Source organism: Nocardia sp. NPDC019323 (assembly GCF_044389845.1).
Lineage (GTDB): Bacteria > Actinomycetota > Actinomycetes > Mycobacteriales > Mycobacteriaceae > Nocardia > Nocardia implantans.
This window is the reverse complement of sequence record NZ_JBIRYN010000001.1, coordinates 180,027-203,310: the sequence shown is the minus strand read 5'-3', so window position 1 is coordinate 203,310 and position 23,284 is coordinate 180,027. Positions and strand designations below refer to the sequence as shown.

The following is a 23,284-nucleotide window of genomic DNA, read 5'->3' as shown; positions in this document are numbered from 1 at the left end:
TGCGCGTTCCGGACCGGCTCGCCACGGTCGGGATCCCCTTCGGCGCGGTCGCCCCCGCCCGGACTGAATGGCGTCCGCCGCGGCGCGCGGCCACCGGCGTGCTCAGTTCAGCGGCGCTCCGGTCGCCGGCGTCGCGGGCGAGTTCCCCGGCTGGTCGCAGCCTTCGAGGGTCGCGCGCGCCACTTCCTCGACGACGTCATCGATCGACCCGCGTGCCCGCAGCGCCGCGATCTGCCGGTGCGCCCCGTTGCCGCGCGCGAGCAGGCGGGCGAACGCCTCTTCGACGAATCGGCGGTCGCCCGCTTCGTCCAGCGCGGGCGCGGCGTGGTCGATCAGCCGGTCCAGCAGGTCGCGCACGGGCGCTACCGTGCCGTCACGGGCGTCGACGCCGTCGCCGGCCAGTCCCGAACGCGCTGCCTTCCAGTACGCCGCCCGCAACATCTCGGCGGACACCTGCGGCGCGCTCCGGCCCGCCGCGAGCGATCGCTCCGCCATCACGACGATGGCGCGCACCAGCGCGGCCAACAGCGCGGTCTCCTCGACGGTGGCCGGAATATCGCTCACCCGGATCTCGACGGTCGGGAACGTAACGGAGGGACGGACGTCCCAATAGACCATCTGCTTGTCGAGGATGCTGCCGCTGTTGAGCATCATCGCGACCATGGCCTCGTAGTGACGCGCGGACTCGAAGTAGGGCGGTGGCCCTGCGCTGGGCCAGCGGCGCCACAGGATGCTGCGCCAGCTGGCGAAGCCGGTCTCGGTGCCACGGTAGATGGCCGAGTTCGCGGTCATCGCGAGCAGGTGCGGCAGCCACGGCCGCAGGTGGTTGCTGACCTGGATCGCGGTTTCGACGTCGGGGATGCCGATGTGCACGTGACAGCCGGACAGCCCCTGCTCGTGCGCGAGCATGCCGAAGTTCTCCTCGATGCGCTGGTAGCGCGGGGTCTCGGTGACCGGGAAATCGTGCGGGATGGTGGGCGGGATGCCGACCGCGAGCAGACGGGCGTCGTTGCGCTCGGCGCAGGCGGCGATGCCGCGGCGCAGTTCGCGCAGCTGCCGGTGCAGTGCGCCGATATCGGTGTGGACCGCGGTGCTCGTCTCCACCTGACAGCGGGTGAGCTCGAGTTGCAGGTCGATGCCGAGGTCCCCGGCGGTGCGGGCCACCTCGACATTGCGTGCCAGCGGTTCGCCGGTACGCGGATCGACCAGCAGGAATTCCTCTTCCACTCCGATGGTCAGCCGCCCATCGTCCATGCTCTCGCAATACCCAGGGGCGGCCGGGCTAGTCACCGCCAGGGGTCGCCCATCGGTAGCCGGCCGTGGTCGGCTCGGTTTGAGCGGCCGGAGGACGGCAACGCGAACGACAAGGGGGCTGCGCGAGAAGGAGTTGTCACATGTTTCGGATCGCCGCTCATTTCACCGTGACCGGGGGTTTCGCCGCGCTGATCGCCGCCGCCGGGGCGGGGGTGGCCGCCGCGGAACCGACGTTGACGGCGGACACCAGGGACGACGGCGCTATCGCGGTGGGTAGCAGGCCGCCGTCGGAGACCTGGAACTGCGTGCTGGTCGGCTCGGCCGAGGAGGCCGGTCCCCGGGTGGACGTGGCCGGGACCGGGGAGACCCGCGGCGGCTTCGCGGAGGGCAGCACCGTGGCCGCGGCCTGCGCCGGGCCGCAGTGGCCGCTGGTGGCCGTGACCACCGGTGTCACGTCGCTCGAGGATGCCGACTGATCCGCGCCTCCCAGGGGCGGTGCTGCGGGAACGGCGGCGGGGGGCGCCGCTCGATAATGTCGCCCCATGCGGATCGTCGTCCTCGGCTCGGGCATCTCCGGTCTGTCCACCGCGGCCGAACTGCTGCGGGCCCGGCACGAGGTCGTCGTGGTCAGCGCCGAGCCGATCACGGCGACGACGTCCTTCCTCGCCGCCGCGGTGTGGTTTCCGACCGCCGCGGGCCCGGCCGATCGTGTCCTGGCCTGGAGTGAGACGACCTTCGAGCACTTGGCGGGGCTGGCTGCCGCCGGTGCGCCCGGGGTGCGGATGTGCGCGTCCATGGCGTTGTATCGCGAGCAGCCATCGATTCCGGCGTGGTCGCGGTCGGTGCGCGCGTTCCGGCAGGCCGACCCGGCGGAGCTGCCTCCCGGTTACGGATTCGGCTTCCGCTTCGAGGTCCCCTTGGTGGAGATGCCCGCCTACCTGCCGTACCTGAGCGCGCGAGTGGACGCGGCGGGCGCGCGCCGTGTGCTGCGCACGGTGCGACGGCTCGACGATCTCGCGGACCTGTCGCCGGATGTCGTGGTCAATTGCGCCGGTCTGCGCGCCGCCGAACTGGTCGGCGATCCGCAGGTGTATCCGATCCGCGGCCAGATCGTCCGGGTGAGAAATCCCGGACTGTCGGTGTCGGTTCGCGACGAGGCGCATCCGCTCGGCCGCGCCTACGTCCATCCGCGCGCGAACGACTGTGTTCTGGGCGGTTCGCTGGACAGCGGCGCATGGGACACCACGCCCGACCCCGAGCTCACCCGATCGATTCTGCGGCGCTGCCGCGATCTGGTTCCCGGCCTCGCGGGCAGCGAGGTCTTGGACACCGTGGTCGGCCTGCGCCCGGGTCGCCGCGAAGTGCGCGTGGAACTGGACACGGCGGTGCTGCCCGGCACACCCGTCGTCCACAACTACGGCCACGGCGGCTCCGGCATCACCATCGGGCACGGATGCGCGGTGGACAGCGCCGCGCTGGTCGCCGCCCTGTGAGCCGCCATCGATCCGGTCGGGATCAGCTGGCGTAGCTGCGCGCGACCACCGAGTTCAATGCGTCCAGGAATTCGCTGAGCACGCCGGGCTCGACCCGATCGCGCGCGGTGCGCAGGCCGGGGGCATCCGTCGCGGGTACGGCGAGGCCCGCGTCGACACTGTCGCGCAGGACGGCGTGCACCGCTTCGATCGGGATGCCCGCCTCGGCGCATCGGGTCGCCGCGTGCTCGAACCGGCCCAGGGCGAGACTTCCCGCCGCCTCGGCCGCGTCGACCAAGACGAGGGCCAGTTCCAAACCCATTCTGAGCAACGCGTCGGGACCGCCGCGATGGGCGCCACGATGGAATCTCACGGACACTTCGGTGCTGTCCCGATCTTCTTCGTGCGGGCCGATGTTCATGGCCCTCCCTCCGCGCGGCGACCCTGGCGCCACCGACGTTACGACGGGGATCGAAAGATTTCGACCGCGCGATTACGACTTGTGAGGCTTCACAGACGCGCCCGGCGTGGTTCGGGTGGTGTCCCCAACCGGGGGCTCGAACCTCGGCAGGCCGACCCGGTCAAGTTACCGTGGAGTACTTTCCGCGATCGGGGAGGGAAGGAGTCACATGTCCATCACCGATTCGGCAGGCCCGGATCTGACCCTGTCGGGCCGCCCGGCCAGTTCTTCACTACGGGACGTGCGGAATCTGTCGCGCAAGATGGTCGGCCATTTCATCGAGACCGTCGCGCACTGCCGGACGCTCCCCGGTGAGGCGCTCAACGGCGACATCACCAACATCACCCGCCTGTGTCTGGAACTGGCCGTCAGCATGCTCGACGGCACCGACATTCCCGAGAAGACCCTCCTGCTGCGCAACGCGGCGGCGGGCTGGGCGCGCGAAGGCATCCCGATCGACACCATCCACCACGCCGTGCACGAGGGATTCAAACTCGGCTTCGACCTCATCGTCGCGAACGCGACCGCCGCGGACTTCGACAGTCTCAAGGAGATCAGCCGCCGCCTGCTGGAGATCCTGGACACCATCACCTCGACCGTCTCGCGGGCCTATGTGACCGAGTTGCGCGCCGTGGTCGGCGAGCACCACACGGCCGCGCACACCCTCGCCTCGGCCCTGCTCGGCGGGCACCCGACCTTCACCATGGCCCGCGAATGCGGCATCCAGATCGCCGACTCTTATGCCGTTGTCGCGCTTGCGATCCCGCCGCACCCGGAGGAGCGCAACCCGCATCTCGACGGTGCGGTGGTCGCGCGCCGGAAGCTGCGCCGGGTGCAATCCGAACTCGCCACCCGCTGCGGCGAAACGGTGCTGTCGCTGCTGAGCGTCGACGGCGGCACCATCCTGCTGCCGTCCGCGTCGCCGGAGGACAAGGCGTTGGACGAACTGGTGGACAGCCTCGGTCGCGCCGCGCAGGTGCCGATCGTCGCGACGGTGATCGCCGCGACCCCGGTGGAGGTCCCGACGGCCGCCGACCGCGCGCACGAGCTGCTGGACATGGTGCAGCGGCTGCGCTGGACCCGCGGGCTGTTCCGCTTCGACGACCTCGCGCTGGAGTATCAGCTCACCCGGCCGGGCCCCGGACTGGAAACCCTGCGCACACTGCTGGATCCACTCGACGAGCACCCCGAACTGCTCGAGACCCTCAAACGCCATATCGGCACGAACCTGAACCGGCAGCGCACGGCCCGATCGCTGCACATCCACACCAACACCGTGGACTACCGGCTCAAGCGCATCGGTCAGCTCACCGGCTTCGACCCCGCCCAGGCGTCCGGGGTGTGGTACCTGCGCGCGGCGCTGGTCGCGCGCAGCTACCGGGATTCCGAGGGCGAACCCCCGGTCGGCGCGTGGCCAGGGGCGGCCGCGGTCTCGTCATAGGCGCGTCGACTCGCCCTCGCCGAGCAGGGCGTGGACCGTCTCCGGGGTCCAGTGCCGGTCGGCGCCGGGGCGCGTGGCGAGATACTCCGCGGTGGTCCGGGCCGACCAGCCGTGAGCCGCGCGCAGACCCGCCGCCAGATACCGCAGGTACGCGGCGGCGGGTGGATTGCCACGGACGTCGCGATACCGCCAGGGGGCGGTGAAGGTGAGCACCGGGTGCCCGGCGTGCGCGCCGGCGCACACCACTGTTTCGTAGCGTCCCGGGCCGAGAGTCGCCGTCCCGTGCGCGATCGCCGCGCCGAGGTCAACCTCCGTTCCGGGCGCGCGGTACATCTCTTGCGCCACGATGTCGGAGAACTGCGCGGCGGTGAGCAGGTGGGCGTGCACAGCGATCTCGCCGGGGCAGCCGGGGTCGTAGAACGCGCGGCCGCCGCTCCAGGTCAGCGATTCGGTCGCGAAATACAGCACGCCCCGCAGCAGGAGGGGCGTCGAGCGGATCGGATCGGCGTGGTCGCGGCAGCCGGGCAGGGTGAGCGTTCCGCCGTCGGGCCTGCCACCGCGAAGATAGGTGCGCAGCCTGGCCAGGCTCATATTCGAGCCGTACGCCGCGTACCAGACCAGATCCGTGCGCGGGGGCGATGCGTTCCGGTGCCCGTCCGGTCGCATGCGGGGCGCCTCCGCGCCGCGTGTGCCTTCGGTCTGCCGCACCTTCATGGCATACATTCTCGGCCGTTCACGACGCCGCGCCACCTGCCTCAGGTAACCGACGCCCACCTGCGCACTGCGCCGGAACCACGCGAGGAGTGCAACCCGCTTATCGTCCGCCCCTCGGACGGACCTGCGGCATGGCCGGCGGACGGTCGCCGGAGCGACCGCACCGGTCCTCGCTCGCGACATGCGGATCCGGCGGGCATGAGCCCGGTCCCGCGCGAATACGAGTCGCGGTCGCCGGCCCTGGCGCCGAGACGCCGCAGGAACGAACGGTGGGACACTAGTCGCTCGCACCGCCGTCGTTCGCCGCACACCGCGCCAGCAGTTCCGCCGGTCCGGCCGGGGGCGATCGACGACGCCAGATGGCGCGGAACTTGCGGGTGAGGACGACGGAATCCGCGGTCTTCACCGCCACCAGGGCGCCACTGTGCAGATCGGCTTCCGCGATCAACCGGCTCAGCACCGCGGGTGCGGCCCCGGCCCGGGCCGACGCGACGATGGCCGCCGCCGAGCCCAGTTCCGCCGCGGGGCGGGCGGGCTGACACTCCGCCCCCAGTATTTCCCAGACGGTGTCTCGGGTGCCGGACCCGGGCTCGCGCCACAGTAGGGGAGTGGTGGCGAGCTCGCGCAACGTGACCGGTCGTCGGCGGCGGGCCCACGGATGGCCCGGCGCCACCACGACGACGAGTTCGTCCGTGCCGAGCACCCGGCTGCCCAAGCCTGGCGGCGGGTGCGGCCCCTCGACGAAACCGATGTCCGCCCGGGCGTCGCGGACCAGTTCCTCCACTCGCCGGGTGTTGTCGACTTCGAGGGAGATCCCCACCTCGGGGTATTGCTCACGTAAAGCGTTCAGCCACCGAGGCATTCGATGGTCGGCGATGGTCTTCGACGCGGCGATCCGCAGCCGCGGCACCGCAGCGGCGTGCAGGGCGGCCACACCCGCGCCGAAGGCCCGCGCTGCCTCGAGCACCGGTCGCGCGTGCCCGACGACCGCGCGCCCCGCGTCGGTGAGCGCCGATCCGGTCGGGCCGCGGTCGAGCAGCCGCAGCCGGAGCCGTCGTTCCAGGGCGCTGATGCGCATGCTCGCGGCGGGCTGGCTGATGCCGTGCCTGCGCGCGGCCGCGCCGAGACTGCCCAGCTCCGCGACGGAGACGAGCAGGTCGAGCACCTCCAGATCGGGTGTTCCCGGCGGCAGCGTCATGGGCAGATTATGGGCGGTGGGGGTGGCGCGGCATGCCGCACCCCATCAGCGCGGCTTATGAGGTGCTGTCCGATCGACGGCTACCTCGATGGACGGTCTGCCGCGATCGTTGTCGAGATGACGCATCTTCGCTCGCACGGTCCGGGCCTGCTGGCGGCGGCCGGGCTCGCCACCGCCGCGACTTTCCTGGGCACGGTGTGGCCCGTCCTCGGCGTGCCCGTGCTCGCACTGGCCGGTGGCGCGGCGTTCGGCCTGGTCGCGCGCCGCGCCGGCGCCGAGCGCTTCGCTCCGGGGCTGGCCTCGGCTCAGCAGCGACTGCTCGGCGCCGCCATCGCCCTGCTCGGTCTCGGTTTGCCGGTCGGCGCGGTGCTCGGCGTCGGCCGCGGCACGATGGTCGTGCTGGTCGGCACCCTGCTCGTCGGCGGGCTGGCCGCGCTGGTCGTCGGCAGACTGCTGGCCCTGGACCGGGAGTCCGCCATCCTGGTCGCCGTGGGCACCACCATCTGCGGCGCCTCCGCGATCGCCGCCGCCACCGTGGTCATCAAACCCGATCGCGATCGCGTTGCCTACGCTACGGGCACCATCTTCGTCTTCAATGTGCTTGCGGTGCTGGCTTATCCGCCGCTCGGCCACCTGCTCGGCATGTCCGATGAGGCATTCGGCCTGTGGGCGGGCACCGCCATCAACGACACGTCCTCGGTGCTCGCCGCCGCAGTGGCCTACGGCTGCGCCGCCGCGCAGTTCGCCGTCGTCGTCAAGGTGGTCCGCAGCCTGGCGATCATCCCGCTGTGCGTCGGATTGCGGCTCGGAGCCGGGGACGACTCCGGCGGCACGCCGCTGTGGCGCACCATCCCGCTGTTCGTGGTGTTGTTCCTGGCCGCGTCGGTCCTCGCCGCCACCGGTGTGGTCCCGTCGTCGTGGACGGCCGCCCTCGGTCACCTCAGCGCCTGGCTGATCGCCGCCGCCCTGGCCGCCGTCGGCGCCACCCTCACGCCGCAGGGCCTCCGCGCCGCAGGCCACCGCCCCCTGTTGTTCGGCGGCATCCTCTCCGTCGTTCTCGCGACCTCCAGCCTGGCCCTGCAATTCGCCACCGGCTGGCGGTGAGTGCTCATCATCCCGATGGTGCCGTTCATCGGATCGTGGGCTTGCCGATATCGATCTCGGCGTGGCACCGGCTCGTCCGGGCCGATGGACTGCCTCTTGTGTCTACGTCCGTAGGCGTAATGACGAACCGTTCCGCGATCGGATGTCGTCGCTGCTGCGCAGGCCTACCGTTTCCCTATGACGTGGAACGAGATGAGTCAGAGCAAGTATGTGCGGCTGACGACCTTCAGGAAGGACGGGACGCCGGTCGGCACGCCCGTCTGGGTGGCTCCCGATGGTGACCGGATCGTCGTGTGGACCAATGCGGGGGCAGGCAAGGTCAAGCGGATTCGCCGCAATCCGGACGTCGCGCTGCAGATCTGCGATGGGCGCGGACGGCCGACGGGGCAGGAGGTGCTGGCGGGCAGCGCGCGCATTCTCGACGCGGCGGGCACGCAGCGCGTGCGCGATGTGGTCGCGAACAAGTACGGCATCATCGGCAAGCTCGCCATTCGCGGGCACAAGCTGCTGCGCGGCGCGGACGCTTCCGTCGGGATCGCGATCGCTCCGAAGGCAGCGGGCGATCCGGCCTAAGCCGACTCGGCCAGTGCCGCCGAGCGCCAGATGTCCGCCAGAACCTCGAGCGGGAGCGACAGCGTCTGCGCCAGTGCTACCACGGTGCCGAAAGCGGGGGAGGGCAACCGGCCGGTCTCGATCTTGCGCAGCGTCTCCGGTGAGATGCCCGCGGCGCGGGCGACGTCGGTGAGCTCGCGGTCCGCCCGGGCCGCGCGCAGGGCGGAGCCGAGGCGGCGGCCCGCTTCGATCTGCGCGGGAGTCAACGGGAGGCGGACCATGCGCTCAGGCTACGGACGGCGGTCGGATGCCGCAAGACGGATTGGTATAAAAATACCGTCGCCAGTAGGGTGGTATTAAAATACCGGCTTACTGGAGGAATGATGGTCGAGTTGAAAAGCCCCGCCGAGATCGAGCGGATGCGAGTGGCGGGGCGCTTCGTCGCCGACGTGCTCGCCGAGTTGCGCGAGCGGGCGCGGGTGGGCGTGAACCTGTTCGACCTGGAAGCCCATGTCCGCGAACGCATCCGCGAGCGCGGCGCCCAGTCCTGCTACTGGGACTACGCGCCATCGTTCGGGCGCGGACCGTTTCGCAACACCGTTTGCCTGTCGGTGAACGACGCTGTGCTGCACGGCCTTCCGTTCGACTACGCGCTGCGTGACGGCGACGTGCTGAGCATGGACCTCGCGGTCGGCGTCGAGGGCTGGGTCGCGGACGCGGCGACCACGGTCGTGGTCGGCTCGGCCGCGGCGGAGGACGTGCGGCTGGTGCGGGCGACCGAGGAGGCGCTGGCGGCGGCGATCGCGGTCGCGCTGCCGGGCAACCGCATCGGCGACATCTCCGCCGCCATCGCCGAGGTGGCGCGCGCGTACGGCTATCCGGTGAACACCGAATTCGGCGGTCACGGCCTGGGCCGCACCATGCACGAGGACCCGCATGTGCCCAACGACGGCCGCCCGGGGCGCGGCTACCGGTTGCGCCCCGGGCTCACCATCGCGATCGAACCGTGGTTCGCGCGCACGACCGACCGCATCGTCACCGATCCCGACGGCTGGACCATCCGTTCGGCCGACGGCTCCCGCACCGCGCACTCCGAGCACACCGTCGCGATCACACCGGACGGGCCGCAGGTGCTGACCGCGGCCTGACCCGCTATGCCTCCGACAGCCACGCGGACAGGTCATCGGAGGCGCGCAGCTCGTCGGCGATGGACGCGCGCTCGTCAGTGGACAGCCCCATCGCTCGCAACCGTGTCCGGAATCGGCCGGGGCCGTCCGGGTCGCCGGTCGCGACGGCCAGCTCCGCGAGTGCCGCCAGGGCGCGCGCCACGTCGAGCCGGGGCGCCTCGGCGCGGAACCGGCCGAGGCCGACCTCGAGCACGCGGAACGCGGCCTTGTCGTCGTTCTTGAAATCGCGCAGGATGCGGGCGTTGTCCAGCACTCTGGCCAGTCCGTCCAGCTCTTTCGACCCGCCGTACTCCACCTCGGGGGGCTCGTCGCGCTGGATGTAGATCACCTGGTTGCCCGCCGGATCGATGACGGTGAAGCGGGACTGCCCCGGCCGGAACCGGGTGATGCGCGGCAGTCCCTTCGCGGGCACCTTTCCGTAGCGGCTGCGCAGCGCCGCGGTGAAGGCCTGATGCCTGCCCGCGACGTCGTCGACCAGCACGATGCAACCGGCACGTTCGGCCGGGATGTCTGCGTCCTTCGGCGCGGGCACGAAGTGCAGGGCGCAGCCGTGGTCTTCCACCGCGCCGTAGACGTAGGGGCGGGTCTGTTCGTGGGTGACCGTGTAGCCCAGTGTCCGGTAGAAGTCCAGCGTGCCGGTCAGGTCACCGGTCCACAGTTGCGGCACCGCCGTGTCGGCCATGAAAAACTCCCGATCGCCGTGGTAGTCAAATTTGATTAGTTACCAACGTAGGGCCGGTCACCGCTGGAAGTCAAACTTGACTACTATGCGATCCCGGAGTGAAAGGAGTGCGCGGTGTCGGTGGTTCGCCTGCTCGTGCTGGGGGTGATGCGCCTGCGCCAGCCCGTGCACGGCTACGCGGTGCGCCAGGAACTGCTGTCCTGGCGGGCCGAAACGTGGACGAACGTCAAGCCCGGCTCGATCTATCACGCCCTCAAGCAGCTCACGCGGGAAGGCAAATTGAGCGCGTTCGCCACCGAGGCCAGCGACCGAGGCCCGGGGCGTACGCTGTTCGAGCTGACCGAGGCGGGGGAGGCCGAATTCCGCCTGCTCATGGACGAGGCGCTGGTCAGCGTCGACATGGAGGAGCTGGGCGCTGCCATCGCCTTCATGGACGCGCTGCCGCGGGCGCACGTCATCGCGAAATTGCGTGAGCAGCGCCGCCGCAGCGCGCAGGTGCGGGCCGACCTGCTGGCCATGATCCCGGACTTCCCCGGGCGGTACGAAGCGCCGCACGCGACCGACTTGCTGGAGCTGTGGAGCGGCGTCTTCGAGAATCTGTCGAACTGGACCGACGGAGTGCTGGCGCGCCTGGAAGCGGGGGAGTACCGGATGCCGGAGTGAATATCCGGCGCCCGGCGCGCGAATCGGCCGCCTTTCCCGGGTCGCTCGCCGCGCGAGGATGCGGGATACGCTGCCCGCATGACGAATTCGCTGGACGCCGTCGCCGAGGCCGACTACGTGCTGCTGACCACCTTCCGCAAGGACGGGACGCCCGTCGGCACCGCCGTGTGGGCGGTGTCCGAAAACGGCAAACTGTATGTCTGGACCGTGACCGACAGCTGGAAGGTCAAGCGCCTGCGCCGCAATCCGGCGGTCACCGTGCAACCGTGCAGCGCGACCGGCAAGCCGCACGGTGCGGTGATCGAGGGAACCGGCCGGATCCTCGATGCCGAGGGCACGGAGCGGGTGCGCAAGCTGCTGCGGCGCAAATACTGGCTCACCGGTCCCCTGGTCATCCTCGGCAGCAATCTGCGGCGCGGCAAGTCGGGGACCATCGGCATCGAGATCAGCCCCGCCGCCTGAGCCCGGCCGCGCTCAGGTCGCCTGGCTGACCGAGGACATGTGGAAGTCCGGAATCCGCAAGGGCGGCATCGCGGTCCGGGTGAACCAGTCCTTCCATTCCCGCGGCAGCGTGAGCTCGGTCGCGCCCGCCTCGCTCACCCGCCGCAGCAGATCCAGCGGGCTCTCGTTGAACCGGAAGTTGTTCACCGCGGCGGTGACCTCGCCGTTCTCCACGAGATACACCCCGTCCCTGGTGAGGCCGGTGAGCAGCAGCGTCGCCGGATCGACCTCACGGATGTACCACAGGGTGGTCAACAGCAAGCCGCGCTCGGTACGCGCGATCATGTCGTCGATGGTGGCCTGCGAACCGCCGGTGAGCAGCAGGTTGTCGCCGGGAACCGTGGCGGGCGCGCCGAATTCGGTGGCGGTGGCCCGCGGGTAGATCAGCGCGGAGATCACGCCGTCGCGCAGCCAGTCGACGCGTTCGGCGGTCAGGCCGTTGTCGAACACCGACATCGATTCCGACGACGCGGTCGTCGCGACGAAGGGCTGGTATTCCAGCCCCGGCGCGTGCGGATCCGAGTAGAGCGTGAGGGGGATTTCGCTCAGTCGCTCGCCGACCCGGGTCCCGCCGCCACGCGCGAACGCGGTATGACCTTCGTGCGCGCCCCTGCCCTCCATCGACCAGGCCAGGTAGATCATCAGATCGGCCACGGCGGAGGGCGGCAGCAGCGTCTCGTAACGGCCCGCGGGCAGCTCGATCTTCCGTTCGGCCCAGTCGAGGCGGCGCGACAGGTCCGCGAGCAGGCCGGAGACGTCGACGTCGGTGAAGTCCGCGGTACCCACCCCGACCCACGCGCTGGCCAGATCCGCGCCCTCGCCGCGTTTGCCGTTGATCTCCACCGAACCGGTGGGTTGCACGAAGCGGCGCCGGATGCCGGTCGACGTGCCGAGCCAGGTGGTGTGCATCTGATGGTGGGCGAAGCCGTAGAGGCGGTCGGCGCTGTCGAATCCGGCGGACAAGCCTTCGGCCAGGTCGGTGAACACCTCGATGCCGGTGCCATCCGCGGGGGCGCTCCAGTCGTCGTCGACGGCGTCGGGCTCCAGCAGCGGCATCGCGTCCCGCGCGGGTTCGGCGCCGCGCGCGGCCTCCTCGCTGGCGCGCACGACGGCCTCGATGTCGTCGGGGTCGACGCTGGTCGAGGCGATGGTGCCGACGCGGGCCAGGGTGGGGCCGTCGCGGAACACCGAGATCACCGCCCAGTTGCGGGACACCGACGACCCGTTGGTGGTCATGGAATTGCCCGCCCAGCGCAGCGAGGCCTCGTGCTCGTCGCGGACTATCACCATCGCCTCGTCGGCGCGGGACAGCGCCAGCGCGCGCTCCACGGTGGCCCCGGCGGGGAACAGATCGCCGCTCACTGGCCTGCCTCCGTCCGGGTGTTGAGAATGTTGACGCCGCGCACCAGGATCGACGGGCAGCCGTGGCTGACCGCGGCGACCTGGCCCGGCTGCGCTTTCCCGCAGTTGAACGCGCCGCCGAGCTGCCAGGTCGACGGGCCGCCGACCGCTTCCATCGCGCCCCAGAAATCGGTGGTGGTGGCCTGGTAGGCGACGTCGCGCACCTGGCCGTCGAGCTTGCCGCCGCGGATGCGGAAGAATCGCTGGCCGGTGAACTGGAAGTTGTAGCGCTGCATGTCGATCGACCACGACCGGTCGCCGACGATGTAGAGACCGTCGTCCACGCGGGAGATGAGCTCCTCGGTGCTGGTGTCGCGGTCGGGGTCCGGTTGCAGCGACACGTTGGCCATCCGCTGGATCGGCACGTGATGCGCCGAGTCGGCGTAGGAGCAGCCGTTGGACCGCTGCAGGCCCAGGCGCGGCGCGAACACCCGGTCCAGTTGATAGCCGACCAGGACGCCGTCGCGGACCAGATCCCAGCGCTGCCCGGCCACGCCCTCGTCGTCGTAGCCGACCGTGGCCAACCCGTGCTCCTGGGTGCGGTCGCCGGTCACGTGCATGATCGGCGTGCCGTAGCGCAGCGACCCGAGCTGATCCGGCGTGGCGAAAGAGGTGCCCGCGTAGGCGGATTCGTAGCCGATGGCCCGGTCGTACTCGGTGGCGTGGCCGATCGATTCGTGGATGGTCAGCCACAGGTTCGTCGGATCGATGACGAGGTCGGTCGGCCCGGCCTGCACGCTGGGCGCTTTCACCTTCTCGGCCAGCCACTCCGGAATCCGGGCGAGCTCGCCGTCCCAGTCCCACACCCCGTCGGCTCCGGTGACGTACTCCCAGCCGCGGCCGACCGGTGCGGCCAGCGTGCGCATGGACTCGAACACCCCGGCGGAAGCGTCCACCGTGATCGCCTCCAGGCTCGGGTGCAGCCGCACCCGTTGCTGGGTGATCGCCGACCCCGCGGTGTCGGCGTAGAAGGTCTGCTCCTTGACCTGCAACATGTTCGCGGTGACGTGATCCACCCCGTCGGCGTGCGACAGGCGCTCCGAGTAGTCCTGCAGCAGCGCGACTTTCTCGCCGGTCGGCACGGCGAACGGGTCGATGTCGTAGGCCGACACCCAGCGCGCGCCGGCGTAACGCGGCTCGTCGGCCAGTTCGACGCGTTCGCGGTTGAGCGCCCGCAGCGTGGTCGCGACTGTGACGGCGGTGCGCGCCACTTCGGCGGCGGTATCGGGAGTGAGCGCGGCGTGCGAGGCGAAACCCCACGTGCCGTCCACGATCACCCGGACGGCGAAACCGAGTTCGGTGCTGTCGGTGACGGCCTCGACCCGCCCGTCGCGCAACCGGATCGATTGCGTCACCAGGCGGTGCACCCGCAGGTCGGCGTGCTCGGCGCCGGCCGCGGTGGCCGAGGCCAATGCGGCGTCGGCGAGCGCGGCCAGCGGCAGGTCGAGGAACTCGGCGTCCACGTCTCTGGAAGTCGCGATGCTCACCGGCCCCAACCTAGTCGGTCCCGCCGCGTGTGCGCGGTGAGTACACGCCGTGCGAAAGCGCATCGCATGCAGATTTGCCCGGAATGCGTAGTCGCGCCTCGGGAACGGCGCGCGCGACACTCGGCCTTACCGCGTGTTGCTCGCCGGATGCCGTACTGTGCCCGCGTGCCGCCATCCGCCCTCCGTGACCGTAAACGCGAACGTACCCGCCGAGCCATCCTGGAAGCCGCAGCCGAGCTGTTCGAGACGAACGGCTACGAGGAGACCACGGTGGCCGACATCGCCGCGGCGGCGGACGTCGGCACGCGCACGTTCTTCAACTACTTCGCCAGCAAGGAAGAGCTGCTCTTCCCGGAATCCGACGAGCGGGTGCGCGCCGCGGTGGCGGCGATCGCCAGCAGGCGTCCTGGCGAACGGCCGGTGGAGGTCATGCTGCGCGCCTTGCGCGCGGCCGGGGACAATCCCGGCGAGCATCTCGTCGACGATCTCCACGCCAGGATCGGCGCGCTGCGCGCCCAGGTCTCGCGGACCGTGCCCGCGGTGAGCGGTCGCGCCGCGCACGCCCAGCTGGTCACCCAGCGTGAGATCGCCAGGCAGTTGCACAAGGCGTTCCCCGCCGAGCTCGACGAGGTCGGGGCCGCCGCTCTGGTCGGCGCGGTCGTCGGCGCCGTGTCCGGCGCGCTGACGGTCCTGTTCCAGCGGCCGGTGGCGGGTGCGGAGGACGGCGAGCGCCTGCAACGCGAGATCCACGAGACCACCTCGCGGGTGCTGCAACCGTGGCTGGCCTCCCATCACGCGCAACCGGTGGGCTGATCAGCCGAACTGCTGCCAGCCCAGCCGCAGCACCATCCCGATCACCACCACCAGCAGCACGACGCGGACGAATTCGGCGCCCTTGCGCAGCGCCATGCGCGCGCCGACCACGGCGCCCAAGACGTTCGCGACGGCCATCGCGGCGCCGAGCGCGAAGAGGATGTGCCCGGTCGCGCCGAAGAAGACCAGAGCGCCGAGGTTGGAGCCGCAGTTGATCACCTTGGCCATGGCGGCTGCCCGCACGAACTCGGTGCCGAGCAGGGTCGCGAAGGTGATGATCAGGAACGTTCCGGTACCGGGCCCGAGCAGGCCGTCGTAGCAGCCGATCAACCCCGCCGCCAGCGCCACCGTGAGGACGACCTTCCGTCTACTCGGTGGCTGCGTGGCCAGGGTGACCCCGATCGAGGGACGCAGCGTGACGAACACCGCGACGCCGACCAGCACCACCATGACGATCGGAATGAACAGCTCCCGGTCGATCAGCGAGACCGCGGCCGCGCCGAGCGCCGCCGCCACCGCCGCGATGACCGCCGCGGGCAGCAGGAGCCGCCAGCGCATCGGCACCTTGCGCGCGAAGGTGAGCACCGAGGCGCTCGTCCCGGCGACCGCGGCGAGCTTGTTGGTCCCCAGCGCGGTCTGGGGCGCGATACCGGGGGCGACCACGAACAGGGTCGGCAGCACGATCAGCCCGCCGCCGCCCACCACCGCGTCCACCCAGCCCGCGGCCGTCGCCGCCGTCAACAAAACCGCCCAGTCTCCGATCTGCACCCGGCCAGACAACCAGATCCCGGGTCCGGACCGCGCCGGGTGCCCACGGGGAGAGTCACCCGTCCACCGGGCGCACCTACCCTGATCCCCGTGCGTCGTTTCAGTCTGTGGCTCCGGGGCAAGCCCGTCGTGGCCGATTCGGTGCTGGCGGCGATCTTCGTGGTGCTGGAGATCATCGGTGTGGGCAACGCGCACAACAAGCTCGCCTATCTGGCCGTCGGTGTGCTGCTGCCGCTACCGCTGGCGCTGCGGCGGGTGTACCCCCGGGCCATGGCTGCGGCCACCTTGGCGTTGTCGCTGACGCAGACGCTGGTGGGCTTCGTCTTCCAGGACGACGCCGACCACATCGGGCAGCTGGCGCACGGCATCATGCTGTACACGCTGGTCGCCTACGTCGGCAGGCGGGACGGCCTGTGGTACGCGCTCGGCCTGGTGGTGGATCTCGTGCTCTCGATCGTCGCGATCGGCAAGCCCGCCGGGTCCGACAGCGTGTTCACCGCCATGTTCTACGCCTTGTGCTGGACGCTCGCGGAGTTCATCGGCGCGCGGCACGCCTACGACGCCGAGGTGGCGGCCCGGCTCGCGGTCGCCGATTACGACAAGGAGCGTCGCGCGCACGACGCGGTCGCGGCCGAACGCACCCGCATCGCGCGGGAACTGCACGATGTGGTGGCCCACGCGGTGAGCGTGATCATCGTGCAGGCCGACGGGGCCAAGTACGCGCTGCGCCGCGACCCGGACGCGGCCGAGCAGGCGCTCACCACCATCGCGAGCACCGGCCGGGAGGCGCTGCGCGAACTGCGCCGGACCGTGGCCCTGCTGCGCACCGAGCACGCGCCCGACCAGTTGCCCCAGCACGGCACCGCGGGCATCGCCAAGGTCGTGGAGATGATGCGCGGCACCGGTCTGGCCGTCGAGCTGGAATTGACCGGCGAGCTCGACGACATCGCGCCGGAGGTCAGTCTCGGCGTGCACCGCATCGTGCAGGAATCGCTGACCAACACGCTGCGGCATGCCGGGCCGCACCCGAAGGCGTGGGTGCGGGTGCGCCGCACCGATGCCGACGTGCTGATCGACGTCACCGACACCGGTGGTGTCCCGCCGCTCGAGCCGGGCGCGCGCATCCAGGGCAGCGGGCTCGGTCTGGTCGGGATGCGCGAACGCGTCGCGGTGCTCGGCGGCAGCCTGGACGCCGGCCGTGACGCCGACGGAGCGTGGCGGGTGCACGCCAGGATCCCGCTGCGGTCCGACCCGGCGGACTGAGCCGGTCGTCAGCTGCGAGTGACACGAAATTCGTTGTAGCAAAACGTTTTCGGGATCACATCGACCGAATGCGCGAGACCGCCGCGCAGACGCCCCGCCCGGCGCGCCGGCGCGGCCACGTTACATTGGGGAACGTGCCGATCACCGTGCTCGTCGTCGATGACCAGGAACTCATGCGGATGGGATTGAAGATGGTGCTCGGCGCGCACCCCGACATCGAAGTGATCGGCGAGGCGGCCAACGGCGCCGCCGCGGTCACCACGGCGGCGGAACTGCGACCCGACGTGGTGTTGATGGACGTTCGGATGCCGGTGGTGGACGGGGTCGTCGCCACCACCCGCATCGTGGAGGCCGGGCACGGCAGCCGGGTGCTCGTCATGACGACCTTCGATCTCGACGAGCACGCGCTCGGCGCGCTGCGGGCGGGGGCGAGCGGATTCCTGTTGAAGGACACCCCGCCGGAAGATCTCGTCTCGGCCATCCGCAGCGTCGCCGCCGGTGACGCCGTGGTGTCGCCGAAGGTCACCAAACGCCTGCTGGACCGGCTCATCGCGGAGGACCCGGCGCGCACCCGCGATCCGGGCGTGCTCGACGTGCTCACCGCCCGTGAGCGTGAAGTGCTCGAGCAGATCGCGGCCGGACGGTCCAACGCGGAGATCGCCGAGCAGTTGTACCTTTCGGAGGCCACGGTCAAGACGCACGTGGGCCGCGTGCTCACCAAACTCGGCCTGCGCGATCGCGTTCAGGCGGTGGTGCTGGCGTACGAGACCGGGCTCGTGCGGCCGGGCGGCTGAAGGCGGCGACGCTCACAGCGACCTATCAGGTGCGGCGGGGAGAAAAAGCCGGGCGCGGGACGTTGACCGGGTAGATCGTCCGAAAGGATCGCCCATGCCCGCCTTGTTGTTCGTGCTCTACCTCGTCGTGGAAGTCACCGCGCTGGTCGCGGTCGGCCAGCTGATCGGCGCGCTGCCCGCCGTACTGCTGCTGATCGCCGGATCGGGCGCGGGCATGCTGCTGGTCGGCGCGCAGGGGCGGCGGGTGTTCGAGCAGTTCCGCCGGGCCGCGCGCGGCGAGGTCGCGCCGGGCACCGCCGTCGCGGACGGCGCCATGGTCGCGGCGGGCGGTGTGCTGATGTTCGTGCCCGGCCTGGTCACCTCGCTGTTCGGTCTGCTCCTGCTGCTGCCGCCCACGCGGTTGCTGGCGCGTCCCGTGCTCGCGGCTTTCGCCGCGCGGCGCTTCCGCAGGCTGGTGGCGGCCGCGCCCTACCGCGGGGTGGTCGTCGACGGCGGCGACGTGGTGGACGGTGTCGTCGTGGGGCAGTGGTACGACGACGGCCAGGGCAACGCGCGCCGCCCGCTCACCTCGTCCTGAACCGAACCCCGGCGTACCCGGTTCCGCGCAAGGCCGCGAAGGACTATCGTGACGCGATGGCCACCGAGCAACTCACCGTGACGGTGAGCGAGGAGCTGGCCGCCGCGGTGAAACGAGCGGCGGCCGCTGCGGGACAGTCGATTTCCGGATTCACGGCCGCGGCGCTGCGGCTGGAGCTGATCGCCGTCGAGGCGGGCTGCCTGCCCGCCCCGGCCGGGGCAACCGGTGGTGCGCCGCCGGAGTACGCGGAGGTGATGGCCGTGCTGGCGCAGCCGGAGGACTCGGCTCACCATCCCGTACTGAACGGCTGACCGGAACCGCCGGATCAGGCATGGGGCAGACTGGTGCCTCGTGAGTACCCAGTTGCTGATCGGCGGTCGTTTCTACAGTGCCAGTTCACCCGACGCCACGGCGATGGCGGTGAGCGACGGGACCGTGGTCTGGCTGGGCGCCGAGCAACCAGGCCGCGCGCTGCATCCGGACGCCGAGATCGTCGATCTCGACGGCGCCTTCGTCGCGCCTGCGTTCGTCGATCCGCACGTGCACGTCACCGCGCTGGGCTTGAAGCTGACCGGGCTCGACCTGTCGGCCGCCCGGTCGCTGGAGCACTGCCTGCGGCTGCTGCGCGAGTTCGCCGCGGCACACCCCGACGGCGCGGTACTGGGCGACGGCTGGGACGAGACCGCCTGGCCGGAGCGACGGCCGCCCACCGTCGATGAGATCGACGCGGCGGCGGGGGCGGGCAGGCACGTCTACCTCTCGCGCGTGGACGCCCACTCCGCGGTGGCGTCCTCGGCGCTGCTGGACACGCTGCCCGAGCTGGCGGCGACCGACGGCTTCACCCGCGGCGAGCCCGTGCGCGCCGCCGCCCACCACGTGGTGCGCGCGGCCGCGATGGCGGGACTGTCCCGGGCGCAACGGGATCGAGCGCGCGCCGCGGCGCTGGACCACGCCGCCGCGCATGGTGTCGTCGCGGTCCACGAATGCGCGGGCCCCGAGATCGCGGGCCGCGCCGACGTCCGCGAACTGCTCGAATTCGAGCACGGCGTCCAGGTGCGGGCCTATTGGGGTGAGGCGGTGCGCAGCGCCGAGCAGGCCCGTGCCCTGATCGATGACCTCGGCGTGCACGCACTCGGCGGCGACCTGTTCGTCGACGGCTCCTTCGGATCGCGCACCGCCTGGCTGCGCGCGCCCTACATGGACGGATCCGGTTGCGGCCGAAGCTATCTGGATGCCGACGCGATCGCGGACCACGTCCGCGCCTGCACGGTCGCGGGTATCCAGGCCGGATTCCACGTGATCGGCGACGCCGCGATGGACGCCGTGGTGGCCGGGATCGAACGGGTGGTCGCCGAACTCGGCGGCCCCGCCGTGGCCGCGCTCGGGCATCGCGTCGAACACGCCGAACTCCTCGACGGCGAGCACATCGCCCGGTTGGCTCGCTGGGGTGTGATCGCCAGCGTGCAGCCGGGCTTCGACGCCGCGTGGGGCGGCCCCGCCGGCATGTACGCGGCTCGGCTCGGCGCCGAGCGCGCCGCGGCGCTGAACCCGTTCGCCGCCATGGCCTCCGCGGGCGTGGCTCTGGCGATCGGTTCCGACGCGCCGGTCACCGCGCTGGACCCGTGGGCGGCGGTGCGTGCCGCCGCCGAGCACCGCACACCCGGCCATGGCCTGTCTCCGCGAGCCGCGTTCGCCGCGGCCACGCGCGGCGCCTGGCGGGCGGGCGGAGTCCGCGACGGTGTGGCGGGCACCCTGGTGCCGGGAGCGCCGGCTTCCTACGCGGTCTGGGATGCGGGCGAGCTCGTCGTCGCCGCGGCCGCCGACTCGGTGCAGCGCTGGTCGACCGACCCCCGGTCGCGCGTCCCGGGATTGCCCGCGCTGGCAGCGGGCGCACCACTGCCCACCTGCCTGCGCACCGTGCACCGGGGAGTGACGATCTATGCGAAATGAGCGGGCGTCGATGGAGCCCGCGACGGTTCCCGCCCGTCCCGTTCCCGGCAGTCGGTGGCGTCATGCGGCTGGTGAGCAGCATGGCCCCGGCCGTGCGTCCACAGAGCGGGCGGATGCGGGGCGGGCCTCGGGCGTAGCTTCGCCACCACGTTCGGATGATGCGCCGTCCTCCGCTCGGCCCCTGCTGCGCCGCTCGTCCGGGCAGGCCTCGCCCGGCTGTTCATCGGTAGCCTCCGGGCTCGCGGCGGCTCGGCGGCCGCTCGCGCATGGGCGGCACCGGGACAGCTGGAAGTCCCCGTCGTCGGCTGCTGTGGCCGGGTGTCCGTGTCGCGACGTCGATCGCAGATGGGTCCCACGGCAGTCGGATGATCGCTCGTCGACGATCGACTATCGATCGGCTCCCGGCACAGGGCATCTCTGGACGGCAGTCGGCAACGGCTGGTTCCGCGGCGCGGTCCCCGCGGAGCGAAGGACGGTAACCGGGTTTCTGGTCTGTGATCGGCGCCGAGAGCGATTCGGACGTGGATCGAGAACGGCTGGGGGGTGCGCGCCCGATGGCCGGACTCGACACCATATAGGCAGCGTGCCGGTTGCGGGGTATTTGTCGGAATTTCTCGCATTCCGACACCGGGCGAAAGACATCCGGTATCGAGTGTTTTCTGTCCGTCGATGGTGGTGTGCAGTGGCACTGCGTGCCAGGTTTCGATCTTTTCCGTTTGCCGGACTATTTCCGGGCAATCTCTGGCCCGACGAGAATCGGCGGCAGTGGCCCGGTCGGCGGCGGATTGTTCGGCCGGCGGGTTCGCAGATCGCTGGTGTGCGTGAAACGGCTGGAAGAGATCGGTTCGTTCGACGCGGCGCGACCGGAAAATCTATATCCGGCGACCGGTGGCTAACGATCCGGTGGCGTCCGGCGATGAACAAGTGGACATCGGTCGATTCGTGTGCGGCGGTCCGCGGTGGCACATGCCGCGCCACCGTCCGTTCGATCGTGTGCGGCGGATTCGCCGCAGGGTCGGCGCGGGTCGGCTGGTGCGCCGAGTTTCGGGTGCGTAGTCGGAGTATGGCGGACTTCGTATTCCATGTGACAAATATCACGGCTGCGACTGGGCCGTGGTTCGTGATGCGGTGCGCTCCGGTGGCGGGCCGATCGGCGGTCGGGTGGCCGACGGCAGACCGGCGGTGGCCGGTGCGATGGCGGACAGTGGCCGAGTGATGGTGCGGGAGCAGGTGCTCGGGTCGGTGCGGCAGGTGTCCGCGGTGGTACGCCGTTATCCGGTGGCGACGCGATCGGTGGCGGCGGTGGCCTCGGGCCTGTTGCTGTTCGGCAGCTTCCCGCCCCGGCCGTGGTGGTTCCTCGCGCCTTTGGGCGTGGCGGTGCTGACCCTCGTCGTTCGCGGTGACGGCCGCCTGCGCGCTGGCTTCGGATACGGATTGCTGACGGGGCTGGCGTTTTTCGTCCCGTTGCTGCCGTGGACCGGCATCTACGTCGGGCCGCTGCCGTGGCTGGCGCTGTCCACCGCCTGCGCGGTCTACCTGGGCGTATTCGGTGTGCTCGCCCGGCTCGTCGGCGTGCTGCCGGGTTGGCCGCTGTGGGTGGCACTTGCCTGGACCGCGGCCGAGTGGGGCAGATCGAGCTTCCCCTTCGGTGGTTTTCCCTGGGGCCGTTTGGCATTCGGCCAGGCCGACGGCTGGTTCCTGTCGCTGGCCGCGGTCGGCGGCGCCCCGCTGGTCGGGTTCGCGGTCGCGCTCACCGGAACCGGCATCGCCGCGGCGGTGACCTTGCTGTGGTCGGCGTGCGCGGCGGCCGACGGGCGCGAAACCGCCGTCCCCGGCTCCGGCGCGCCCGGGCCGGCCGTCGTGGGCCGGCCCGCCCCGGCAACCCGACTGGGATACGCCGCTGTGGCTTTCACCGTCCTGGTCATGCCGCTCGGCGGCTTGCTGCTCCGATCCGCACTGCCCGACCCGGACACGGGCGACCGGACGGTCACGGTCGCGGCGATCCAGGGCAGCGTTCCTCGCCTCGGGTTGGACTTCAACGAGCAGCGGCGAGCCGTGCTGGACAACCACGTCCGGCGCACCGAAGAACTGGCCGACGAGGTGGCGGCGGGCCGCGCGCCGCATCCGGATATGGTGATCTGGCCGGAGAACTCCTCCGACATCGATCCGCTGCGCAACGCCGACGCCGCCGCCCTGATCACCGCGGCCTCCGAGCGGATCGGCGCACCCATCCTGGTCGGTGCCGTACTGATCAACGCGGATCACACCACGACGAATTCGGTGATGGTGTGGAACGGCGCGGCGGGTCCGGGCGAACGGCACGACAAGAAGATCATCCAGCCCTTCGGTGAGTATCTCCCGATGCGGAGTTTCTTCCGGCTCTTCTCCGAATACGCCGATCGCGCGGGATATTTCGTGCCGGGAAATGGTGACGGAGTTGTGCACGCGGCAGGTATCGACATCGGCGTCGCGACGTGCTATGAGGTGGCCTTCGACCGATCGTTCGAGGACGCTATGCGCGCGGGCGCTCAACTGCTGACGGTGCCGACGAACAACGCGACCTTCGGCGACACCGAGATGACATATCAGCAGCTGGCCATGTCCCGCGTTCGCGCCGTCGAGCACGGCAGAGCGCTGGTCGTCGCGGCCACGTCGGGGGTCAGCGCCATCATCGCCGCCGACGGCAGCGTGCGGCAGGAATCGGCGTTGTTCGTGCCCGCCGCTCTGGTCGCGGAGCTGCCGTTGCGCAGCGACGCCACACTCGCAACACGAATCGGCCCTGCACCGGAGCGGATTTTCGTTATCCTGACGGCTGCCGCCGCACTGGCCGGGGTCCGCATGCGCCGATCCGCGCGCCCCGACGGTGAAGTCGTCGGCGACCGATAGATCCAGCCGGACGAGCTTTTACCGAACACGCGGTATGTTCTTGCCCCTACCGCCCCGAAAGCGAAGGTGCGTAATCAAGTTGCGCGCTGTTCGCCAGACAACGGACGCGATCGGCGG

At 71.0% G+C, this 23,284-nt stretch carries 24 protein-coding genes; 15 read left to right on the top strand and 9 right to left on the bottom strand.

Annotated elements, in window-relative coordinates:
* Positions 1-102: 102 nt before the first annotated feature.
* The gene (locus tag ACH49X_RS00890; protein WP_195080002.1) at positions 103-1,254 is read right to left on the bottom strand and encodes a glutamate--cysteine ligase; all 1,152 of its coding nucleotides are present in this window, start codon (positions 1,252-1,254) and stop codon (positions 103-105) included.
* Between the two features lie 140 nt (positions 1,255-1,394).
* Here ACH49X_RS00890 and ACH49X_RS00885 point away from each other — a divergent pair, with 140 nt between their 5' ends.
* Together ACH49X_RS00885 and ACH49X_RS00880 are read left to right on the top strand one after the other, a co-directional pair.
* On the top strand, positions 1,395-1,730 hold the full coding sequence (locus tag ACH49X_RS00885) for a hypothetical protein (protein WP_195080001.1): 336 nt from the start codon (positions 1,395-1,397) through the stop codon (positions 1,728-1,730).
* A 66-nt stretch (positions 1,731-1,796) separates the two neighbouring features.
* The gene (locus tag ACH49X_RS00880) at positions 1,797-2,747 is read left to right on the top strand and encodes an FAD-dependent oxidoreductase (RefSeq protein WP_195080000.1); all 951 of its coding nucleotides are present in this window, start codon (positions 1,797-1,799) and stop codon (positions 2,745-2,747) included.
* 22 nt (positions 2,748-2,769) lie between these two features.
* Here the strand turns inward: ACH49X_RS00880 and ACH49X_RS00875 are convergent, their stop codons facing one another.
* Complete coding sequence (locus ACH49X_RS00875; RefSeq protein WP_357208833.1) at positions 2,770-3,099, bottom strand: hypothetical protein; 330 nt, start codon at positions 3,097-3,099, stop codon at positions 2,770-2,772.
* A 256-nt stretch (positions 3,100-3,355) separates the two neighbouring features.
* Between ACH49X_RS00875 and ACH49X_RS00870 the strand changes: the two genes are divergently transcribed.
* A complete protein-coding gene (locus ACH49X_RS00870) occupies positions 3,356-4,627 on the top strand; it encodes a CdaR family transcriptional regulator (protein ID WP_195079998.1) in 1,272 nt (423 codons plus the stop codon).
* Here the strand turns inward: ACH49X_RS00870 and ACH49X_RS00865 are convergent.
* The gene (locus ACH49X_RS00865) at positions 4,622-5,341 is read right to left on the bottom strand and encodes a histone deacetylase (protein WP_323124006.1); all 720 of its coding nucleotides are present in this window, start codon (positions 5,339-5,341) and stop codon (positions 4,622-4,624) included. The genes ACH49X_RS00870 and ACH49X_RS00865 overlap by 6 nt on opposite strands.
* 277 nt (positions 5,342-5,618) lie before the next feature.
* Positions 5,619-6,539, bottom strand: a complete 921-nt coding sequence (locus ACH49X_RS00860; RefSeq protein ID WP_357208835.1) for a LysR substrate-binding domain-containing protein — start codon at positions 6,537-6,539, stop codon at positions 5,619-5,621.
* A 117-nt stretch (positions 6,540-6,656) separates the two neighbouring features.
* Between ACH49X_RS00860 and ACH49X_RS00855 the strand changes: the two genes are divergently transcribed.
* Together ACH49X_RS00855 and ACH49X_RS00850 are read left to right on the top strand one after the other, a co-directional pair.
* The gene (locus tag ACH49X_RS00855) at positions 6,657-7,643 is read left to right on the top strand and encodes a putative sulfate exporter family transporter (protein WP_357208837.1); all 987 of its coding nucleotides are present in this window, start codon (positions 6,657-6,659) and stop codon (positions 7,641-7,643) included.
* Positions 7,644-7,820: 177 nt separating this feature from the next.
* Positions 7,821-8,216: a PPOX class F420-dependent oxidoreductase gene (locus tag ACH49X_RS00850; RefSeq protein ID WP_195079995.1), complete on the top strand. Its 396-nt coding sequence runs from the start codon at positions 7,821-7,823 to the stop codon at positions 8,214-8,216.
* Here the strand turns inward: ACH49X_RS00850 and ACH49X_RS00845 are convergent.
* Positions 8,213-8,476, bottom strand: a complete 264-nt coding sequence (locus tag ACH49X_RS00845; RefSeq protein WP_195079994.1) for a helix-turn-helix transcriptional regulator — start codon at positions 8,474-8,476, stop codon at positions 8,213-8,215. The genes ACH49X_RS00850 and ACH49X_RS00845 overlap by 4 nt on opposite strands.
* A 102-nt stretch (positions 8,477-8,578) precedes the next feature.
* On the opposite strand from ACH49X_RS00845, the gene map reads away from it, so the two are divergent.
* Positions 8,579-9,343 carry a type I methionyl aminopeptidase gene (gene map, locus ACH49X_RS00840; protein ID WP_357208839.1) on the top strand — a complete coding sequence of 255 codons (765 nt, stop codon included), beginning with the start codon at positions 8,579-8,581 and terminating at the stop codon, positions 9,341-9,343.
* Between the two features lie 4 nt (positions 9,344-9,347).
* Here map and ACH49X_RS00835 read toward each other — a convergent pair whose 3' ends face one another.
* Complete coding sequence (locus ACH49X_RS00835) at positions 9,348-10,064, bottom strand: glyoxalase (protein WP_357208841.1); 717 nt, start codon at positions 10,062-10,064, stop codon at positions 9,348-9,350.
* A gap of 114 nt (positions 10,065-10,178) precedes the next feature.
* Here ACH49X_RS00835 and ACH49X_RS00830 point away from each other — a divergent pair, with 114 nt between their 5' ends.
* Entirely contained in the window at positions 10,179-10,727 is a 549-nt protein-coding gene (locus ACH49X_RS00830; protein ID WP_195079991.1) for a PadR family transcriptional regulator, read from the top strand.
* Between the two features lie 78 nt (positions 10,728-10,805).
* Positions 10,806-11,189: a PPOX class F420-dependent oxidoreductase gene (locus tag ACH49X_RS00825; protein ID WP_195079990.1), complete on the top strand. Its 384-nt coding sequence runs from the start codon at positions 10,806-10,808 to the stop codon at positions 11,187-11,189.
* A 12-nt stretch (positions 11,190-11,201) separates the two neighbouring features.
* On the opposite strand, the gene ACH49X_RS00820 is transcribed toward ACH49X_RS00825, so the two are convergent.
* The gene (locus ACH49X_RS00820) at positions 11,202-12,518 is read right to left on the bottom strand and encodes a metallopeptidase TldD-related protein (protein ID WP_357208883.1); all 1,317 of its coding nucleotides are present in this window, start codon (positions 12,516-12,518) and stop codon (positions 11,202-11,204) included.
* 68 nt (positions 12,519-12,586) lie between these two features.
* Entirely contained in the window at positions 12,587-14,116 is a 1,530-nt protein-coding gene (locus ACH49X_RS00815) for a TldD/PmbA family protein (RefSeq protein ID WP_397068524.1), read from the bottom strand.
* A 165-nt stretch (positions 14,117-14,281) separates the two neighbouring features.
* Between ACH49X_RS00815 and ACH49X_RS00810 the strand changes: the two genes are divergently transcribed.
* Positions 14,282-14,929, top strand: coding sequence for a TetR family transcriptional regulator (locus tag ACH49X_RS00810; protein WP_323124007.1), 648 nt, complete (start codon positions 14,282-14,284; stop codon positions 14,927-14,929).
* Here the strand turns inward: ACH49X_RS00810 and ACH49X_RS00805 are convergent, their stop codons facing one another.
* Positions 14,930-15,697 (bottom strand): TSUP family transporter, encoded by a 768-nt coding sequence (locus ACH49X_RS00805; RefSeq protein WP_195079988.1) that lies wholly within the window; start codon positions 15,695-15,697, stop codon positions 14,930-14,932.
* Between the two features lie 90 nt (positions 15,698-15,787).
* Between ACH49X_RS00805 and ACH49X_RS00800 the strand changes: the two genes are divergently transcribed.
* The 6 genes from ACH49X_RS00800 to lnt all read left to right on the top strand — a co-directional run bounded on the left by ACH49X_RS00800 (position 15,788) and on the right by lnt (position 23,167).
* Positions 15,788-16,960 carry a sensor histidine kinase gene (locus ACH49X_RS00800; RefSeq protein ID WP_195079987.1) on the top strand — a complete coding sequence of 391 codons (1,173 nt, stop codon included), beginning with the start codon at positions 15,788-15,790 and terminating at the stop codon, positions 16,958-16,960.
* A gap of 134 nt (positions 16,961-17,094) precedes the next feature.
* A complete protein-coding gene (locus ACH49X_RS00795) occupies positions 17,095-17,754 on the top strand; it encodes a response regulator transcription factor (protein WP_067807586.1) in 660 nt (219 codons plus the stop codon).
* A gap of 94 nt (positions 17,755-17,848) precedes the next feature.
* Entirely contained in the window at positions 17,849-18,331 is a 483-nt protein-coding gene (locus tag ACH49X_RS00790; protein WP_195079986.1) for an FxsA family protein, read from the top strand.
* 56 nt (positions 18,332-18,387) lie between these two features.
* Complete coding sequence (locus ACH49X_RS00785) at positions 18,388-18,642, top strand: ribbon-helix-helix protein, CopG family (protein ID WP_195079985.1); 255 nt, start codon at positions 18,388-18,390, stop codon at positions 18,640-18,642.
* Positions 18,643-18,682: 40 nt separating this feature from the next.
* Positions 18,683-20,281, top strand: coding sequence for an amidohydrolase (locus ACH49X_RS00780; protein ID WP_195079984.1), 1,599 nt, complete (start codon positions 18,683-18,685; stop codon positions 20,279-20,281).
* A gap of 1,215 nt (positions 20,282-21,496) precedes the next feature.
* Positions 21,497-23,167, top strand: a complete 1,671-nt coding sequence (lnt, locus tag ACH49X_RS00775; protein WP_357208884.1) for an apolipoprotein N-acyltransferase — start codon at positions 21,497-21,499, stop codon at positions 23,165-23,167.
* Positions 23,168-23,284: the final 117 nt, after the last annotated feature.

What these genes read in the sequence shown, in the direction of transcription:
- lnt (WP_357208884.1), top strand. Translation starts at nt 21,497, where the DNA reads ATGGTGCGGGAGCAGGTGCTCGGGTCGGTGCGGCAGGTGTCCGCGGTG.
- ACH49X_RS00855 (WP_357208837.1), top strand. Translation starts at nt 6,657, where the DNA reads ATGACGCATCTTCGCTCGCACGGTCCGGGCCTGCTGGCGGCGGCCGGG.
- ACH49X_RS00850 (WP_195079995.1), top strand. Translation starts at nt 7,821, where the DNA reads ATGACGTGGAACGAGATGAGTCAGAGCAAGTATGTGCGGCTGACGACC.
- ACH49X_RS00790 (WP_195079986.1), top strand. Translation starts at nt 17,849, where the DNA reads ATGCCCGCCTTGTTGTTCGTGCTCTACCTCGTCGTGGAAGTCACCGCG.
- map (WP_357208839.1), top strand. Translation starts at nt 8,579, where the DNA reads ATGGTCGAGTTGAAAAGCCCCGCCGAGATCGAGCGGATGCGAGTGGCG.
- ACH49X_RS00835 (WP_357208841.1), bottom strand. Translation starts at nt 10,064, where the DNA reads ATGGCCGACACGGCGGTGCCGCAACTGTGGACCGGTGACCTGACCGGC.
- ACH49X_RS00870 (WP_195079998.1), top strand. Translation starts at nt 3,356, where the DNA reads ATGTCCATCACCGATTCGGCAGGCCCGGATCTGACCCTGTCGGGCCGC.
- ACH49X_RS00845 (WP_195079994.1), bottom strand. Translation starts at nt 8,476, where the DNA reads ATGGTCCGCCTCCCGTTGACTCCCGCGCAGATCGAAGCGGGCCGCCGC.
- ACH49X_RS00890 (WP_195080002.1), bottom strand. Translation starts at nt 1,254, where the DNA reads ATGGACGATGGGCGGCTGACCATCGGAGTGGAAGAGGAATTCCTGCTG.
- ACH49X_RS00825 (WP_195079990.1), top strand. Translation starts at nt 10,806, where the DNA reads ATGACGAATTCGCTGGACGCCGTCGCCGAGGCCGACTACGTGCTGCTG.
- ACH49X_RS00785 (WP_195079985.1), top strand. Translation starts at nt 18,388, where the DNA reads ATGGCCACCGAGCAACTCACCGTGACGGTGAGCGAGGAGCTGGCCGCC.
- ACH49X_RS00820 (WP_357208883.1), bottom strand. Translation starts at nt 12,518, where the DNA reads ATGGTGATAGTCCGCGACGAGCACGAGGCCTCGCTGCGCTGGGCGGGC.
- ACH49X_RS00860 (WP_357208835.1), bottom strand. Translation starts at nt 6,539, where the DNA reads ATGACGCTGCCGCCGGGAACACCCGATCTGGAGGTGCTCGACCTGCTC.
- ACH49X_RS00880 (WP_195080000.1), top strand. Translation starts at nt 1,797, where the DNA reads ATGCGGATCGTCGTCCTCGGCTCGGGCATCTCCGGTCTGTCCACCGCG.
- ACH49X_RS00865 (WP_323124006.1), bottom strand. Translation starts at nt 5,341, where the DNA reads ATGAAGGTGCGGCAGACCGAAGGCACACGCGGCGCGGAGGCGCCCCGC.
- ACH49X_RS00885 (WP_195080001.1), top strand. Translation starts at nt 1,395, where the DNA reads ATGTTTCGGATCGCCGCTCATTTCACCGTGACCGGGGGTTTCGCCGCG.